Annotated in this window: 14 protein-coding genes; 4 read left to right on the top strand and 10 right to left on the bottom strand. The window is 60.6% G+C overall.

The window, feature by feature from the left end; genetic code table 11:
• Positions 1–122 precede the first annotated feature (122 nt).
• From NKH41_RS13090 to NKH41_RS13080, 3 genes are read right to left on the bottom strand one after another with little or no spacing between them, the layout of a single operon-like run.
• Positions 123–1,133 carry an HlyD family secretion protein gene (locus NKH41_RS13090; RefSeq protein ID WP_352614128.1) on the bottom strand — a complete coding sequence of 337 codons (1,011 nt, stop codon included), beginning with the start codon at positions 1,131–1,133 and terminating at the stop codon, positions 123–125.
• Between the two features lie 14 nt (positions 1,134–1,147).
• Positions 1,148–2,422 (bottom strand): glycosyltransferase family 2 protein, encoded by a 1,275-nt coding sequence (locus NKH41_RS13085; RefSeq protein WP_352471966.1) that lies wholly within the window; start codon positions 2,420–2,422, stop codon positions 1,148–1,150.
• A complete protein-coding gene (locus tag NKH41_RS13080) occupies positions 2,419–3,813 on the bottom strand; it encodes a TackOD1 domain-containing metal-binding protein (RefSeq protein ID WP_352614129.1) in 1,395 nt (464 codons plus the stop codon). Before NKH41_RS13080 ends, NKH41_RS13085 begins: the two co-directional genes overlap by 4 nt.
• A 374-nt stretch (positions 3,814–4,187) precedes the next feature.
• On the opposite strand from NKH41_RS13080, the gene NKH41_RS13075 reads away from it, so the two are divergent.
• Complete coding sequence (locus NKH41_RS13075) at positions 4,188–4,778, top strand: hypothetical protein (RefSeq protein WP_352542611.1); 591 nt, start codon at positions 4,188–4,190, stop codon at positions 4,776–4,778.
• A gap of 7 nt (positions 4,779–4,785) precedes the next feature.
• On the opposite strand, the gene NKH41_RS13070 is transcribed toward NKH41_RS13075, so the two are convergent.
• Positions 4,786–5,889: an NAD(P)/FAD-dependent oxidoreductase gene (locus NKH41_RS13070; protein WP_352614130.1), complete on the bottom strand. Its 1,104-nt coding sequence runs from the start codon at positions 5,887–5,889 to the stop codon at positions 4,786–4,788.
• 97 nt (positions 5,890–5,986) lie between these two features.
• Between NKH41_RS13070 and NKH41_RS13065 the strand changes: the two genes are divergently transcribed.
• Positions 5,987–7,234, top strand: coding sequence for a cytochrome P450 (locus NKH41_RS13065; protein ID WP_352932841.1), 1,248 nt, complete (start codon positions 5,987–5,989; stop codon positions 7,232–7,234).
• 160 nt (positions 7,235–7,394) lie between these two features.
• Here NKH41_RS13065 and NKH41_RS13060 read toward each other — a convergent pair whose 3' ends face one another.
• Complete coding sequence (locus tag NKH41_RS13060) at positions 7,395–8,309, bottom strand: LysR family transcriptional regulator (RefSeq protein ID WP_352682001.1); 915 nt, start codon at positions 8,307–8,309, stop codon at positions 7,395–7,397.
• A gap of 109 nt (positions 8,310–8,418) precedes the next feature.
• Here NKH41_RS13060 and NKH41_RS13055 point away from each other — a divergent pair, with 109 nt between their 5' ends.
• Complete coding sequence (locus NKH41_RS13055; RefSeq protein WP_352932838.1) at positions 8,419–9,876, top strand: LVIVD repeat-containing protein; 1,458 nt, start codon at positions 8,419–8,421, stop codon at positions 9,874–9,876.
• A 107-nt stretch (positions 9,877–9,983) separates the two neighbouring features.
• On the opposite strand, the gene NKH41_RS13050 is transcribed toward NKH41_RS13055, so the two are convergent.
• From NKH41_RS13050 to NKH41_RS13030, 5 genes are all read right to left on the bottom strand, one after another.
• Positions 9,984–10,334 carry a cupin domain-containing protein gene (locus NKH41_RS13050; protein WP_352542614.1) on the bottom strand — a complete coding sequence of 117 codons (351 nt, stop codon included), beginning with the start codon at positions 10,332–10,334 and terminating at the stop codon, positions 9,984–9,986.
• Between the two features lie 5 nt (positions 10,335–10,339).
• Positions 10,340–11,620 (bottom strand): O-acetylhomoserine aminocarboxypropyltransferase, encoded by a 1,281-nt coding sequence (locus NKH41_RS13045; protein WP_352932835.1) that lies wholly within the window; start codon positions 11,618–11,620, stop codon positions 10,340–10,342.
• 159 nt (positions 11,621–11,779) lie between these two features.
• Positions 11,780–12,301: a CoA-binding protein gene (locus NKH41_RS13040; protein ID WP_352542616.1), complete on the bottom strand. Its 522-nt coding sequence runs from the start codon at positions 12,299–12,301 to the stop codon at positions 11,780–11,782.
• A 76-nt stretch (positions 12,302–12,377) separates the two neighbouring features.
• On the bottom strand, positions 12,378–12,800 hold the full coding sequence (locus NKH41_RS13035) for a VOC family protein (RefSeq protein ID WP_352542617.1): 423 nt from the start codon (positions 12,798–12,800) through the stop codon (positions 12,378–12,380).
• Between the two features lie 9 nt (positions 12,801–12,809).
• Positions 12,810–13,631, bottom strand: coding sequence for an enoyl-CoA hydratase (locus NKH41_RS13030; RefSeq protein WP_352833301.1), 822 nt, complete (start codon positions 13,629–13,631; stop codon positions 12,810–12,812).
• 156 nt (positions 13,632–13,787) lie between these two features.
• Here NKH41_RS13030 and NKH41_RS13025 point away from each other — a divergent pair, with 156 nt between their 5' ends.
• Entirely contained in the window at positions 13,788–14,252 is a 465-nt protein-coding gene (locus NKH41_RS13025; protein WP_352471978.1) for a PaaI family thioesterase, read from the top strand.
• Positions 14,253–14,293 lie beyond the last annotated feature (41 nt).

Here is a 14,293-nt window from a genome sequence, read left to right as displayed (position 1 = left end):
GCGGCCATGGTGGCACTGGCGTCGCTCGCAACGCCAAGGGCCTGGAACATCGTATCGGGCGAGGAAGATTGACTGCGTTCCCGGGACGGCTAAGTAGCTGCCTCCGCAAGATTAAGCAGGCATTACCTGGCCCAACAGAAGCCGAACGCGCAACCACTCACTGATACTTTTTGCGAGACCGCGAAGGAATTCGACTCATCGAGTGCGATACGGATCAGCCTTGACCTGTCGCGGGGCCGGAACATGTTCTGAAACTCGTCCGGCAACGCGTCTGCGACCGACAGAATCTTTTCGACTGTTCCTCTTGCACGCTCGGTTCCGTTACCCACGTCGACCGCCATTCCTTCGCGCAGCGAAAACAGATAGTTGTCCGGCAGATAGGCGAGGACGTAGGACTTGCCGCCGTCGATCTGTAGAAGCGGATCGCCGAACCGCAGCACCTGGCCAGGGACCGGCACCTTGGCGCCAACGACCCCCTCCGTGACCGAGCGGATGTTTCCGCCGTCATATATGGCCTTTACCTCATCCATAGCCTCGCCCGATCTCGCACGGAATTGCGCCACCAGGGCGAGTTCGGATTTGGTCGCTTGCAATTGACCGGTCAGATCAGCCAGATGTTCGGCGGCCTGGAAGCTGCCACGAACGGCTTCGTCCTTCGTCGAAGTCGAGACGATGCCTGCCGTGACGATGGTGTCGATTCTAGCAAGTGTCGTCCTGGTTTCACGCGCTGTCCGCTCGGCCAGCAGCATCACGGACTGTATCGCTTCGTGTCGGCTGTGGAGCTGGCCCTCGCGAACGGCGAGTTCACCCTGTCGCAACAGCAGCTCCGCGAGCTCCTTGACCATGTCGAACGATTCAAGCTCGACGAGCAATGTACCGGGCTCGACCTGGTCTCCCGCCTTGACAAAGACATGCGTTACCTTGGCCGGATAGGCGGCATCGACGGCATACCGATCCTTCAGGACAATACCGTCCGCTGACAAGACGACCGCATCACCAATGAGGTAGTAGACGATCGAAGAGGAAAACAAACCGAGGAGAGCGAGGTAAACGATGCGACCCCAACTTCCCACACTCGCGCGCTGCTGTTTTCCCAGATTGTCCACTCGGACATGTTTTCGAATGTATTTCATCTGAAGCTCGTTCTCTACCAGGGCCGCTCTAGCCGAACTTTGATCGGCGTGTAGTTGTCGCGATGTGAACCTGAGAACACCCATTCATCGATATAGGCGATCAATCGAACGGGTCTCATCACATAGGTCATGAACAGGGAGTAGCCGGGCAGGAACCATATGCTTCGCCAGAACCCCCGTCGCTCGGTGGTCCAACTGGCCAGCGCCAGCACAAACACGTCGAGAACCAGGAGGCCGCACTGCATGCCGATGAGGATCGCGGGCGTGAAAGAGCCGTACTGGAGGGCAAGCCAGACGAGATAGAGCGGGAATATCGCGGCACCAACGACGTTGAAAAGGAGGAAATCCCATTGGTGTAGGGCCTCCGGAAGCCGGAAACCCGAGTCCGAGACACGAAACAGGCGGTAGTGTTTGCGAAAGCGTAGCCAAATGGCATCGCGTTCCCAGCGCAATCGCTGGCGGATATATTGGTATGCGGTTATCGGGACGTCCGTATAGCAGATCGCATCCGGGACATAGGCCATGCGCCAGCCGGCCCGCCGCAATCTCAGCGTGACATCCAGATCCTCGCCACCGCCTACGTCGAACCCCCCAACCCCCAAAAGGGCTTTGCGCCTGAAGGCGCTGAACGCTCCCGAAATGCAAACGACCTGATCGAGAGCTCCAGCAATACGCTTTCCGACCGAAATCGACTGTAAATATTCGATCTCCTGAAACTGGGCGACGATACTCGCGTGGCCGTTGCGCGGTGCAATATCGCCGCATGCCGCTCCAACCGCTGGATCCGAAAAGGGACCGAGAATATTCTCGATCGCGTACCGATCAAACGAACAGTCGCAATCGACATTGATCAGTATGTCGCCTTTGGCTACGCGGCACGCCAGATTGATCCCGCTCGCCTTGCCGCCCCTCAGATCCGTCGAAATGATGCGCGAGGCATAACCTTTCTTGACCAGAGCTTGCGAGACCCTGCTCATCCGATCGGTCGAACCATCACTGACAATGACAACTTCGAAGTCATTGAAAGACTGTTCCCGCAACGAGCGGACGCAGGTTTCGATGGACTCAGCCTCATTATGGCCAACCAGAATGATGCTTACATTGGGCCGTAATGGTCGCTCATGCTCAATCGAACCCGCGGCATCACGCGAACGCATGGTCACAGCGGCCGCGACGAACGGAATGATGTAGCGGGGGAACTCAAAGACCAGCGTGTACCAGAAAACGGAGGCCAGGCTCGCCGTCGATTGAGCTAGCAGGAACGCAAATCCGAGTTCGAGATCATTCAACGCGAGGCTTGCCCCGTTTTGGTCGCCACCCGAGGGCGAGGGTCAAGCTTTTCGCCCAAAGACGCCTCGCAGATTGAAAGCATTGCCGATATCTGCTCCGACAATGTCTCGTCGCCCTTCGCCGTCATGATGAAATAGTCGGCGGCGGCGCCTTTGTGCACCGATCCTGTCTCCGCAAGGTAATTGCTCAGGTTTTCGATGAAGAGACGGCGCAGTTTCTCAAACACGTCCTGGCCCTTTGATTTTATGAGCGAATCTCGTGCTCCGTAACGCAATTCCGTGACCGCCAACGGCGGGCCCTTCGCTCCGGTCATGCGTGCGCGGTCGAGTTCCTGAACCAGGGATGGCGGCAACCCCAACAAGGACGTTGGCAGCTTTTTCTCCGGACTGGTGAGCAGAGACAGCGCCTGATCCGTGAGTGCGTAGGAAAAAAAGTCGATACGTTTAACGCTGTCGCCATCAGCCCGCGCATCACAATCCTGGCAGACGAATCCAACAGCCGGCTCCGATGTCGAATCCTTGCACCTCCTGCAGATTTGCGAGTGGCCGGGCTTGTCATAGTCCTTTCCATAGTGACGCAATTGCTGGCTGCATTTGGGGCAGACCAGTGCGCTTCCCTGCCGAAAATCGCCTTCAGGACGAAGAGCCGCGCAACGATAATGATGAATAAGCTCGGCCTCGAACATATCGGCCGAACGGCAGGAGGGACATTCCTCGCGAACGGTAAGCCGCCGCGACCCGCAGGCGCCGCACTCATGCACGCGGTCGAAGAAGGTCTTAAGCAGAAGTCCGCGATGGGAGAGATCTTCGGCGATCGGGATCGTCTTGGCCGCCGACGGAAAGCCCGGATAGCTTATGGAGGCCGACGTCATCGGATAGCGCTTGGCTTCGATGCTTCTGCCGGCGACGAAGGCATGCGCAAGAAAGCGCGTTTCGGGCGTATTTGTCGAACGGATGTGCGCGGCAAGCTGTTCGCGGCGGCGGCGAAAATCGAGAATGCATTTTGCCGTCTCCGCCCAAGTCGTTTGCTGCATCAGATCGAAATGTACATCCGCGAACCGGCCGGCACGGCCGCCCAGATCGATGACAGGCACCATCGCCAGCGGAATGTGGTCACGCAGGTTGTCCAGCGGCGAGTTACGCCGCTCATCGGCCAGAAGAACGGCATCGATGTCCCCTTCCGACGAGGAGTCGAACATCGTGCGGTAGATCGCCGAATGCAGAACGACCACGCGTGGGAACCATTCGACGGCAGGCTTCCAGGACAATCCCATTCTGGCCCAGAGTGCCAGGCAAAGGTCGGTGAGTTCATGGCTTGCGGTGGAAGCCGTCGGTGCCGGCAGTTGCACAACGGATTTCGCAACAGGTTCTGCGGGCATGTCGGCCTCCATTTGCCCGGCGCTCGCAAAGGAACGCCGCCACAGGTACGACTTGCAGCCTGGGTGGAGGATCCAAGGGCAACGTCACATTTACTGAAAGGATTGTTGCAGGACGAGATATGCGGAAAACGCGGGATCGCATGCGACACCGGATGGCCAGCTACGTCCCCCCACGACGTTCCTGACCAGCGACCAAGTCAATCAACTCGAATACGTCAAATGTTATTCGTTGATTGTTAGCGGATGCTTAATTGGCAGCAAGAATTTGTGTGTCGGACTCAGGTAGTCGAATTAACGAAGTTTGATGAATCGCCTTTTCCACGACATGGCTTTCCCTACAGTTCAACGTTGAACCCGCTTCATGCGGTTCGAACAGGGGGAGTTCCATGACCAGGAAAGCTTCTTCCTTCGCCATTGCCGGCCTGACCATGCTCGGCACAATGTCGGAAACGGCGGCCGGCGGACGCGCGGTCGAATGCTACGAGCAGGTCAATCGGCCGGCCGTCTACGACACCGTCTACGAGGATGTGCTCGTCAGCCCAGCCGGCCAGCAGGTGGAATACGAGGCGCCAATCTACGGGACGCGCGAGCGCGTGGTGCAGATCGCGCCGGCGCGCGTCAGCTACGAGATCGTGCCCGCCATCACCCGCACCATCTACCGGTCCGTGAGGGTCGATGACGGCGGCTATTCCTGGGAATGGCGCATCATCAATGGCCGCAAGGTGCTGTGCAAGGTCAGGCACAAGGCGCGCTATGAACGCGTGGCCGAGATCGTCGTGATTGAGCCGGAACGCCGGCGGCGCGTTGTCCTGCCCGCCGAATACGAGAGCGTCGCCGAAGAGGTTCTCGTGCGGCCGGAGCAACAGCGCATCGTCGACATTCCGGCGTCTTATCAGACAGTGGCTCGCCGCGTGGTGGTCAGGGAGGGCTCATCCAGCTGGCGGCGCGTGCACATCCCACGCCACTGCCGGTACTAGCAGCCGCTCAGGCCACCTCTGCCCTGAGCCATTTCTTCAGGCCGTCGACATCGCCATTGCCGACGCAGGCCGCAACCCTTCTGCCGACTGCCGCGCCGAACTTGTAGCCGTGGCCGGAGCAGGCCGAGACGACCAGGCATCTGCCTTTCTGGTGTGCCAGAAATTTCTCGTCGGCGGTGAATGTGTAGGCGCAGGTGACCACCTCGGTGACCTTATACTCCTCGATACGGGCAAGCGGCGGCGAAAACAGGTTGCGGATCGCCTCACCCTCGCCCGGCACCGGCTGACGGTTCCAGTCGGCATCGCTGGTCGGCACCCTGTGCAGGCCCGAGCCGAATTTCATGCCGGCGCCGCCTGTCGGCGGGATTGCGTAGCCGTCGACAGTGCCGCCAATGTCGAGGACAACCGGCGCTGCCTGCCAGGCTGCCTGCAGATCCGCTGGCGGTTCGACATAGGCGAGCGCGGTGCGCCAGGTTTTCAGCTCGCCGTCCAGCTCCGGGAACAGTTTCAGCACCCAGGCGCCGGCAGCGACGACGATCCGGTCGGCCTGCATCGTTTCGCCGCCTGCCAGCACGATATGCCCGGCCTCGGCGTCGATCTCGACCACCTTGCTGTTCTCGTAGACATTGGCGCCGTTCGCGCGCAGCCACCTGGCGAGGCCGGCGGCGATCTTGCGGCAGTGCAGCGCGCCGCCGTCCGGCGAAAAATACGCATAGCGGAATGAACCAGGTTCCAGGAACGGCCAGCGTTCGACCGCGGCATCCGGCTCGAACAATTCGAACGGGTAGTTCCCGGCTTCCATGCCTTCTCGGTATTCCTCGGCCTCATCTCCCGGCTGGCGCGAAATGCAGATGAAGCCGCGCGGATCGAGATGGCTTTCGCCGAGATCGGCCCACATCTCATCCCAGGCTTCATAGGCTTCGGTGATCAGCCGGCCGTAGCCCGTTCCGGCCCGGTAGGCGCGGCGGATGATGCGGTGATGATCGCCCGAGGCGGCGAGCGGATTGGGGATCGGTCCCTGCTCGACGATCGAGACGAGGTGCCCGGCCCTGACCAGTGACCACGCCGTGGATAGCCCGGCAATGCCTGCACCGACCACGATCACATTCATGAAAACCGTCCTTCCGCAACCGCTTCGGCGGCTCACCTCACTGGAGGGCCAACATACGGTCTGGCACCAGACTGGCAAGCCGCGCTAATGATCTGGCATGACCGAATTGAAGCCGCCCTACCTTGCTTTTGATCCAGCCACGCGTCGCCTGCGGCTCGATCCGCACGAGCCGGCGTTCTTCCAGAATCCGTACGAAGCCTACGCCTTCCTGCATGGCGCATCGAACGCCTTCTTCTGGGAGGAGTTTGGTTTCTGGTGCTTTGGCGGCTTCGACGACGTCAACCGGCTGCTGCGCGATCGCCGCTTCGGCCGGCAGAACCCGGCCGGCATTCCGGACAGCCGAGGCATCGGTCAGGACCGCACGCACCTCAGCGCGTTCGACGGCATCGAGGCCAATTCGATGCTGGAGCTGGAGCCGCCTGTCCACACACGGCTCAGAATGCTGGTCAACCGCGCCTTCGTCTCGCGCCAGGTCGAGCGGCTCAGGCCACGTGTCGAGGCGCTGGCCAACGAACTGATCGACCGTTTCGAACCAGGAGGAGTCGACCTGCTGCCGGCATTCGCAGCTCCCTTGCCGATCACCATCATTGCGGAAATGCTCGGCGTGCCGGTCGACATGGGGCCGCAGCTGCTCGACTGGTCGCATCGGATGGTCGCCATGTACATGCATGGCCGCACCCGCGAGACGGAGGACACGGCCAATCGCGCCGCGCGCGACTTTTCCGATTTTCTGCGCGGCTACGTCGCCGAGCGGCGAAAGAGGCCGGGCGAGGATCTTCTGTCGCTGCTGATTGCGGCACAGGAGGACGGCCAGAAACTGTCGGAGAACGAGCTGGTATCCTCGGCCATCCTTTTGCTCAATGCCGGCCATGAAGCAACTGTCCACCAGACCGGCAATGCGGTGCGCTCGATCCTTGCGCAAGGCGGCGACCCGCGCCGCTTTTTCGCCTCACCGGAAGCAACAGCCGCGACGGTCGAAGAGTGCCTGCGCTTCGACGCGCCGCTACACATGTTCACGCGCTACGCCTATCAGGAGGTCGAGGCCGGGCCGGGGATCATCGTCCAGCCGGGCGAGACGATCGGTCTGCTGCTCGGCATGGCCAATCGCGACCCTACTGCGTTTGCCGAGCCCCTCGCCTTCAGGCCGGACCGTGCCGACCAGAAGAACGTGTCGTTCGGCGCCGGCATCCATTTCTGCATCGGCGCGCCGCTCGCCCGGCTCGAACTGCAGGTGTCGCTGAAAACCTTGTTCGAACGCCTGCCGCGGCTCCAAATGGCCGAACAGCCGCGCTTCCGTGACACGTATCATTTCCACGGGCTGGAAACGCTTGCCGTCAGAATCTGAGGACGGCTTCCGACGACAGGCTTCGAAGCCGGCTCCGGCGAATTCCGGTCAAATAGGTAACATCTCAAGGCCGCGAGTGCCAAATAATCGCTGATTGAACGATGAAGCTACCGGAAGCAGGACCTCACACTAACAATCCCGGATGCCTATAGAAATTCGGTCATGAAGCTTGAAGAGAGACGGGATTTGAATCTTTTTGCGTCGTCTCGCGGACGATGTCGAGGAAGGCCTTCAGCACCGGCGAGGGTTGTTCATGCCGGTAGATGATTGAAGTGTCGATAGACAAGGTTCGTCCCTGGATAGGGCGATAAACGACGCCGCTCCGGCGCAAATTTTGCAGACAGGCGGGCAGCAGCGAGACGCCCAGCCCGACGGATACAAGTCCGATGATTGTCTGCTTCGGCGTTGCTTCTCGAACGATCCTCGGGCTGAACCCGGATGAACGGCACAACCCGACGATCTCGTCATAGAGGGATGGATTGATGCTGCGCGGGAACTGAATCAACGCTTCGGAGGCCAAGTCGGCTAGCGCGACCTCTGCTTCCGAGGCCAGCCGATGCGTTTCCGGCAAGGCCACGATCAGGGGTTCGACCAGTATGCTTTCGACCTTCAATGCGTTGTGAACGACGGGAGGATGAACAAAACCGATATCGAGCTGGCGTTCGGCCACAGCCCTGACTTGATTGGGAATGCGCAGGTCGGTCAGGCTCAACTCGACCTCGGGATAGCGCTTGGTGAAGCGTTGGACGACAGACGGCACCACGCTGTAGATAGCCGCGTCGATGAATCCGACAGCAAGATGGCCGGTTTCGCCACGATCGGCTTTGCGAGCAAGCTCCACCGCCTGCTCTGTCTGCTGAAGCACGGCCCTAACCTCATCAAGGAACACACGCCCCGCCGCAGTCAGTTCGACCTTGCGCTTGGTGCGCTCCAGCAAGCGCACACCCATCGCCTGTTCCAGTTGCTGGATCTGCTTTGTCAGGGGCGGCTGTGAGATATGCAAGCGCGCTGCCGCGCGCCCGAAATGCAGCTCTTCGGCGACGGCCATGAAGGACTGCATCAGCTTGTGGTTCATCTTCAGCCTTTAATTTCCCAAATAGAATTACCCATGGCTCAAACGATATTGGAGGGAAAGTATCGGAATCTGCAAAATCCGGAAAGCTGCAAAATCCGGGAGACGCGCTTTGAAAAATTCCGAGATTTCACGCCGCCAGATGCTGAAAGTGCCGCTCATCGGCGCGACGATCGCCGCGACATCTCAATCCGGTCTTGTTTGCGAGGCCCTTGCCCAACCCGTTCCAGCTTCGTCGCCAGCGCCCCCTGGCGCTTTCGCCCACAATGTCGAAGCAGTGGGCTATACCGATCTCGATCATCGCCCAGCCTTCAAAATGGCGATCAGGCAGGTTGGCGAACGTTGGTATCTCTACACTGGGCACTTCTGGCACTCCGGCTGGAGCATCGTGGACGTGACCGACCCGGCCAAGCCCGAGGCGGTCAAGTTCGTGCCCTATCTCGGCACGAATACTTGGACTCTACAAATAGATTTGTCCGGCGACACGATGGTGACCGCCCTCGAAAAGCCCTTTGCTAATTTCGGCGGTGACCCCGACGCACCGTTCGGCGAAGGCGTTCTGATCTGGGATATCGCAGACCCCATCAATCCGAAACAACTCAGTCACTACCGCGCCGGCGGAAACGGCACGCATCGCAACCTCTATCCCGGTGGACGTTATGTCCACCTTGCCGCCGACATGCCGGGTTACAGGGGCAACATCTACGTCATCCTCGATATTTCGGATCGCTCGAATCCGCGCGAAGCCGGACGCTGGTGGGTGCCGGGCCAGCACGAGGCCGGCGGCGAGAGCTTTGCGGCTGCGAAGCCCGCCGCCGACCAGGAGACCGCCGATCGCTACCGGTTGCGACTGAAGCCGCAATGCATGTGCGGCGCCTTCTGCGCCAGCACGGGCGAAGATGTCTCGCTGCACGGCCCGCCTTATGTCACTGGCGATCTTGTCTATTTGCCTTATGGTGCGGCGGGAATCGTTGTGCTCGATATTAGCGATGTCTCCCAGCCGAGGCAGGTCGGCGGCCTGAGCTTCAGCCCTCCGTTTCACTCGCGCTTCGGTGTGCATAGCGTGCTGCCGATTCCAGAGCGCGGCATTGCCTTCGCCAATTCGGAGAACGTCACCTATGGACGTGGTCCGATGCATCACGCTTCGATCGTCGATATTTCCGATTCCAGTGAACCCTTTCTGCTGTCGCTGTTGCCCGAACCAGTGCCACCCGAAGGCGCTCCCTATTCGGATTTCACAACTCGTGGCGGCTGGCGCGGACCGCACAACATCAACCACCACCAGCATCATCCCGATGTCCAGAAACAAGGCGATCTGTTCTATATCGCGCACTTCAACGCTGGGCTCAGGGTCTATGACGTCTCGAATACTCGGCTTCCGCGCGAGGTCGGCTACTTCATCCCGCCGGAGCCAGTCCGACGCTACGGCCCTATGCCGGAAGACAAGCTGGTTGTTCAGACCGAGGACGTGGTCGTGGACCGGCGCGGCTTCATTTACATAACTGACAAGAACCAGGGGCTCTGGATTGTCCGCTACACCGGCCCGCGGCCGGAAACGGATCGAACGTGACGGTCACATTCACCCTGCAGTTTCATGGCACCGCGACATGATGAGCCGATACGGATTTTCCGACGCGGACATCGATCGCCTTTTGTAAAGTCCGGCGCGATGCGAGATCAAAGCTTGATTACATACTCCTTGCGCGTCGTTTCAAGCACTTCCCAGCTTCCTCTAAAGCCCGGCCTGAGCACGAAGCTGTCGCCTGCCCTGACGGTGCGCGCATCGCCGCCGTCTTCGGCGATCACCGAAACCCCTGACAGGATGTGGCAGAACTCCCACTCATCATATTCGATGCGCCATTTGCCCGGCGTTGCTTCCCAGATGCCGGCATAAAGGCCACCGTCCTGTTCCTCGACATTCCAGGTGCGGAATTTCGGATCGCCCGAAATCAGGCGATCCGGCGCTGGTGCGCCAAGTTCCGGTTCGACGGTGTCGACGCCGACGGAAAGAAATTTCGGCGTGGTCATGGCGATCAAACCTTGGCGAGAGCCTGTTCCAGATCGGCGACGATGTCGTTGACGTCCTCGATGCCGACCGAAAGCCTGACCGTGTCCGGTCCTGCCCCGGCATTGATCTTCTGCTCGTCGGAAAGCTGGCGATGCGTGGTCGATGCCGGGTGGATGACCAGCGACTTGGTGTCGCCGACATTGGCCAGATGCGAGAACAGTTCGAGCGCCTCGACGAACTTGATGCCCGCCGCATAGCCGCCCTTCAGCCCGAATGTGAACACCGCGCCGGCGCCAAGCGGCGAGTACTTCTTCTGCAGCGCATTGTTTTTGTCGCTGGGCAGCCCGGGATAGGACACCCAGGCGACCTTGGGATGATTGGAAAGCCATCCGGCGACCGCCGCCGCATTGTCGCAGTGGCGCTGCATCCTGAGCGGCAAGGTTTCCAGACCGGTCAGGATAAGGAATGCGTTGAACGGCGAAATCGCCGCGCCGATGTCGCGCAGGCCGAGCACGCGAGCAGCGATGGCGAAGGCGAAATTGCCGAAGGTCTCGTGCAGGACGAGGCCGCCATATTCGGGGCGCGGCTCCGACAGCATCGGATATTTGCCCGACTTCGACCAATCGAAGGTGCCGCCGTCGACAATGGCGCCGCCGATCGAGTTGCCGTGACCGCCGATGAACTTGGTCAGCGAATGCACGACGATGTCGGCGCCATGTTCGATCGGCCGCAGCAGATAGGGCGAGGCCAGCGTGTTGTCGACGATCAGCGGCAGGCCGTGCTTGCGGGCAATGTCGCCGATCTTCTCGATATCGACGAAGACGCCGCCCGGATTGGCCAGGCTCTCGATGAAGATTGCCTTGGTCCTGTCGTCGATCTGGCTCTCGAAGGTCGAGATGTCATTGGTGTCGGCCCAGCGCACCTGCCAACCGAAATTCTTGAAGGCGTGGCCGAATTGGTTGATCGAGCCGCCGTAAAGCTTTGTCGCTGAAACGAAATTGTCGCCGGGCTGCATCAGATTGTGGAAGACCAGCACCTGCGCGGCATGGCCGGAGGCTATCGCAAGGCCTGCCGTGCCGCCTTCGAGTGCCGCGATGCGCTCTTCCAGCACCGCCTGGGTCGGGTTCATGATGCGGGTGTAGATGTTGCCGAACGCCTTCAGCCCGAACAGCGAGGCGGCATGGTCGGCATCGTCGAAGACGAAGGAGGTGGTCTGGTAGATCGGCGTCGCTCGCGCGCCGGTCGCCGGATCCGGCTTGGCGCCGGCATGGACGGCGAGCGTGTTGAAACCGGGCGTGCGGGCCATCGAAAAACCTCCCTCAATGGTGAATAGTGAATGGTGAATGGTGAATGGTGAATGGTGAATGGCAAAGTCGGCCAGCCCCACCTTGATTGCAAGCGGCTCATATGCCGCCTTGCCGGCCTTCCAGAAAAATCCTTCTATTCACCATTCACCATTCATTACCTACTTCTGGCGAACGCCGAAACTCTGGAATCCCGGCCGCATGAGCGGCTTCTTCGAGGACAAGACGCCGGAATTGACGCCGGTCCAGCCGATCTCGCCGGACAGCTTGCCATATTCGATCTTGGGGCAACGGTTCATCACCACCTTGATGCCGGCGGCTTCGGCGCGTGCGGCCGCCTCGTCATGGCGTATGCCAAGCTGCATCCAGATGACCTTCGGCAGCGGATCGAGCCGCAACACCTCGTCGACAATGCCCGGCACGGCAGCGGAAGCGCGAAACACGTCGACCATATCGACAGGTTCCGGAACGTCGGCGAGCCTGGCATAGGTCATCTGGCCGAGGATCGCCTTGCCGGCCTGGCCGGGATTGATCGGGAACACCGAAAACCCCTTGCCGAGTAGATATTTCAGCACGAAATAGCTCGGCCGCACGTCATTGGCCGACGCGCCGACCATGGCGATGGTCTTCACCGAATTGAGGATGCCGGCAATATAGGCGTTGTCGTAGGCGTCGTGGTTCATGCCTCGTCATACAGCGCTTCGGAGTGAGGTGCCAACAGCCGAGCAAGTGGCTTGCAATGGGCCAGGGAGAACGTCGTCAGGCCGGCAGCGAGATCGTTCCGTCTTCCGCAATCGGAAAGGCCGGATTGTGCGCGACTTCCCAGACATGCCCGTCGGCATCGGCGAAATAGCCGTACCAGCCGCCCCAGAAGGCGCGCCCGGCCGGCTTGACGATCTTGCCGCCAGCCTTCTCAGCCGCCGCAAGCACTTCGTCGACCTCGGCGTCAGAGCGGGTGTTGTAGGCGAGGTAGACGGCCGACGGCGCCTTCGAGAAGCTGACGCCCGAATCCTCTTCGGCGCTTGGGCGCGGAAACAAGCCAAGAATGGCGCCGCCCATCTGGAAGAAGGCAACGCCGTCGGTGATCCCGGCATGGCGGGTCAGGCCCATCGCCTCATAGAAGCGCGTCGCACGGTCGAGATCGTCGGTGGCGATGGTGACGATGGAGATGCGCGGTTCCATATCCGCCTCCTACTCCTCCGGCCATTCCGGCTTGCGCTTGCCGATGAAGGCGCCAATGCCCTCTTCCGCATCGCGCGCCAGCATGTTCTCGACCATGACGCGCCCGGTGTAATCATAGGCCTCGGCCAGCCCCATTTCTGCCTGTTCGTAGAAGGCTTCCTTGCCGATCTTGACGACCAGAGAGGATTTGGACGCAATGGTTTGCGCGTATTTGGTGACAATCTGATTCAGATATTCGCGCGGCACGACGCGGTTGACCAAGCCGAATTCCTTGGCGGTTGCCGCATCGATCGTCTCGCCGGTCAAAAGCATTTCCAAGGCGTGCTTGCGCGAGACGTTGCGCGACAGCGCCACCATCGGCGTCGAGCAGAACAGTCCAATATTGACGCCAGGCGTGCAGAAGGTCGCCTCGTGCGAGGCGATGGCGAGATCGCAGCTGGCGACCAACTGCAACCCGGCCGCCGTCGCCAGGCCGTCGACTTCGGCGATCACCGGCTTAGGATGGCGAACGATCGCCTGCATCAGTGAAGCGCAGGCGGAAAACGTCTTTTCGAAGAAGCCCCTGCCGCGATCGGCATCGGCGCGGTGCGCGCTCAACTCCTTGAGGTCGTGTCCGGCGCAGAACACCTTGCCGACCGCCCCGAGGACGATGACGCGGACGGATTTGTCGGCCTTGGCGCGGTCGAGTTCCGCCGTCAGCGCCGCCATCACTGCAAGCGAAAGAGCATTGGCCGGCGGATTGGCGAGCGTCAGGCGCAGCACGCCGTTGTCCAGCCTGGAGACGACCGGCCCTTCGGCAACGGCAGGCTTGATGGCGACGATTTCGGCCATGATCATTCCTCTGCGATTCCGGATCGATGATGGACTAATCTAGTATGCCGCCTCGCTTCGTCCAACTCCCTCGTCCGCTTCTGCCATAATGAATGGGGTGTTGCCAGAAACGCCACGTCGCGTTCATACATGCAGGGCGCAAACCGGGAGACTGAAATGCCCGCCCACAGCAATCTCAAGCCGGTGCTGACGGCTGCCGAAATCAACGCGCTGATGGCGACCATTTTCCCGCAGCTCAACGACCAGTTCACCTTCTACGAGGCGTTGGAGGTGTTTCCAGGCGGCTGTGTCGTGCGGCTCAACGCCGACGAGCGCCATTTGCGTCCCGGCGGCACCGTGTCGGGTTCGGCGCTGTTCACGCTGGCCGACATAGGCGGCTATGTCTGCGTGCTCTCGCATGCCGGACCGGATGCGCTTTCGGTCACCACCAGTCTCAACATCAATTTCGTCCGCAAGGCCGAGGCCGGGCCGATCGACGGCCATTGCCGCATCCTCAAGCTCGGCAAGAGCCTGATGGTGTTCGATATCGACATCGTCGCCGGCCCGGAGGGACACACGGTAGCGCACGCAACGGGCACCTATTCGATCCCGCCAAAGCGGATTGACGGTGTGGTAAAATAATACCTTTCATCCAAGGCATTGTTTTTGCTGGATTTTGATAG

The organism is Mesorhizobium sp. M1169, assembly GCF_040318345.1.
In the GTDB taxonomy this organism is placed as follows: Bacteria; Pseudomonadota; Alphaproteobacteria; order Rhizobiales; family Rhizobiaceae; genus Mesorhizobium.
Note: the sequence above shows the minus strand (reverse complement) of the source record. Positions and strands in the feature narration are given on the sequence as shown.

What these genes read in the sequence shown, in the direction of transcription:
- NKH41_RS13060 (WP_352682001.1), bottom strand. Translation starts at nt 8,309, where the DNA reads ATGAACCACAAGCTGATGCAGTCCTTCATGGCCGTCGCCGAAGAGCTG.
- NKH41_RS13080 (WP_352614129.1), bottom strand. Translation starts at nt 3,813, where the DNA reads ATGGAGGCCGACATGCCCGCAGAACCTGTTGCGAAATCCGTTGTGCAA.
- NKH41_RS13050 (WP_352542614.1), bottom strand. Translation starts at nt 10,334, where the DNA reads ATGACCACGCCGAAATTTCTTTCCGTCGGCGTCGACACCGTCGAACCG.
- NKH41_RS13065 (WP_352932841.1), top strand. Translation starts at nt 5,987, where the DNA reads ATGACCGAATTGAAGCCGCCCTACCTTGCTTTTGATCCAGCCACGCGT.
- NKH41_RS13030 (WP_352833301.1), bottom strand. Translation starts at nt 13,631, where the DNA reads ATGGCCGAAATCGTCGCCATCAAGCCTGCCGTTGCCGAAGGGCCGGTC.
- NKH41_RS13035 (WP_352542617.1), bottom strand. Translation starts at nt 12,800, where the DNA reads ATGGAACCGCGCATCTCCATCGTCACCATCGCCACCGACGATCTCGAC.
- NKH41_RS13070 (WP_352614130.1), bottom strand. Translation starts at nt 5,889, where the DNA reads ATGAATGTGATCGTGGTCGGTGCAGGCATTGCCGGGCTATCCACGGCG.
- NKH41_RS13045 (WP_352932835.1), bottom strand. Translation starts at nt 11,620, where the DNA reads ATGGCCCGCACGCCCGGTTTCAACACGCTCGCCGTCCATGCCGGCGCC.
- NKH41_RS13040 (WP_352542616.1), bottom strand. Translation starts at nt 12,301, where the DNA reads ATGAACCACGACGCCTACGACAACGCCTATATTGCCGGCATCCTCAAT.
- NKH41_RS13025 (WP_352471978.1), top strand. Translation starts at nt 13,788, where the DNA reads ATGCCCGCCCACAGCAATCTCAAGCCGGTGCTGACGGCTGCCGAAATC.
- NKH41_RS13090 (WP_352614128.1), bottom strand. Translation starts at nt 1,133, where the DNA reads ATGAAATACATTCGAAAACATGTCCGAGTGGACAATCTGGGAAAACAG.
- NKH41_RS13075 (WP_352542611.1), top strand. Translation starts at nt 4,188, where the DNA reads ATGACCAGGAAAGCTTCTTCCTTCGCCATTGCCGGCCTGACCATGCTC.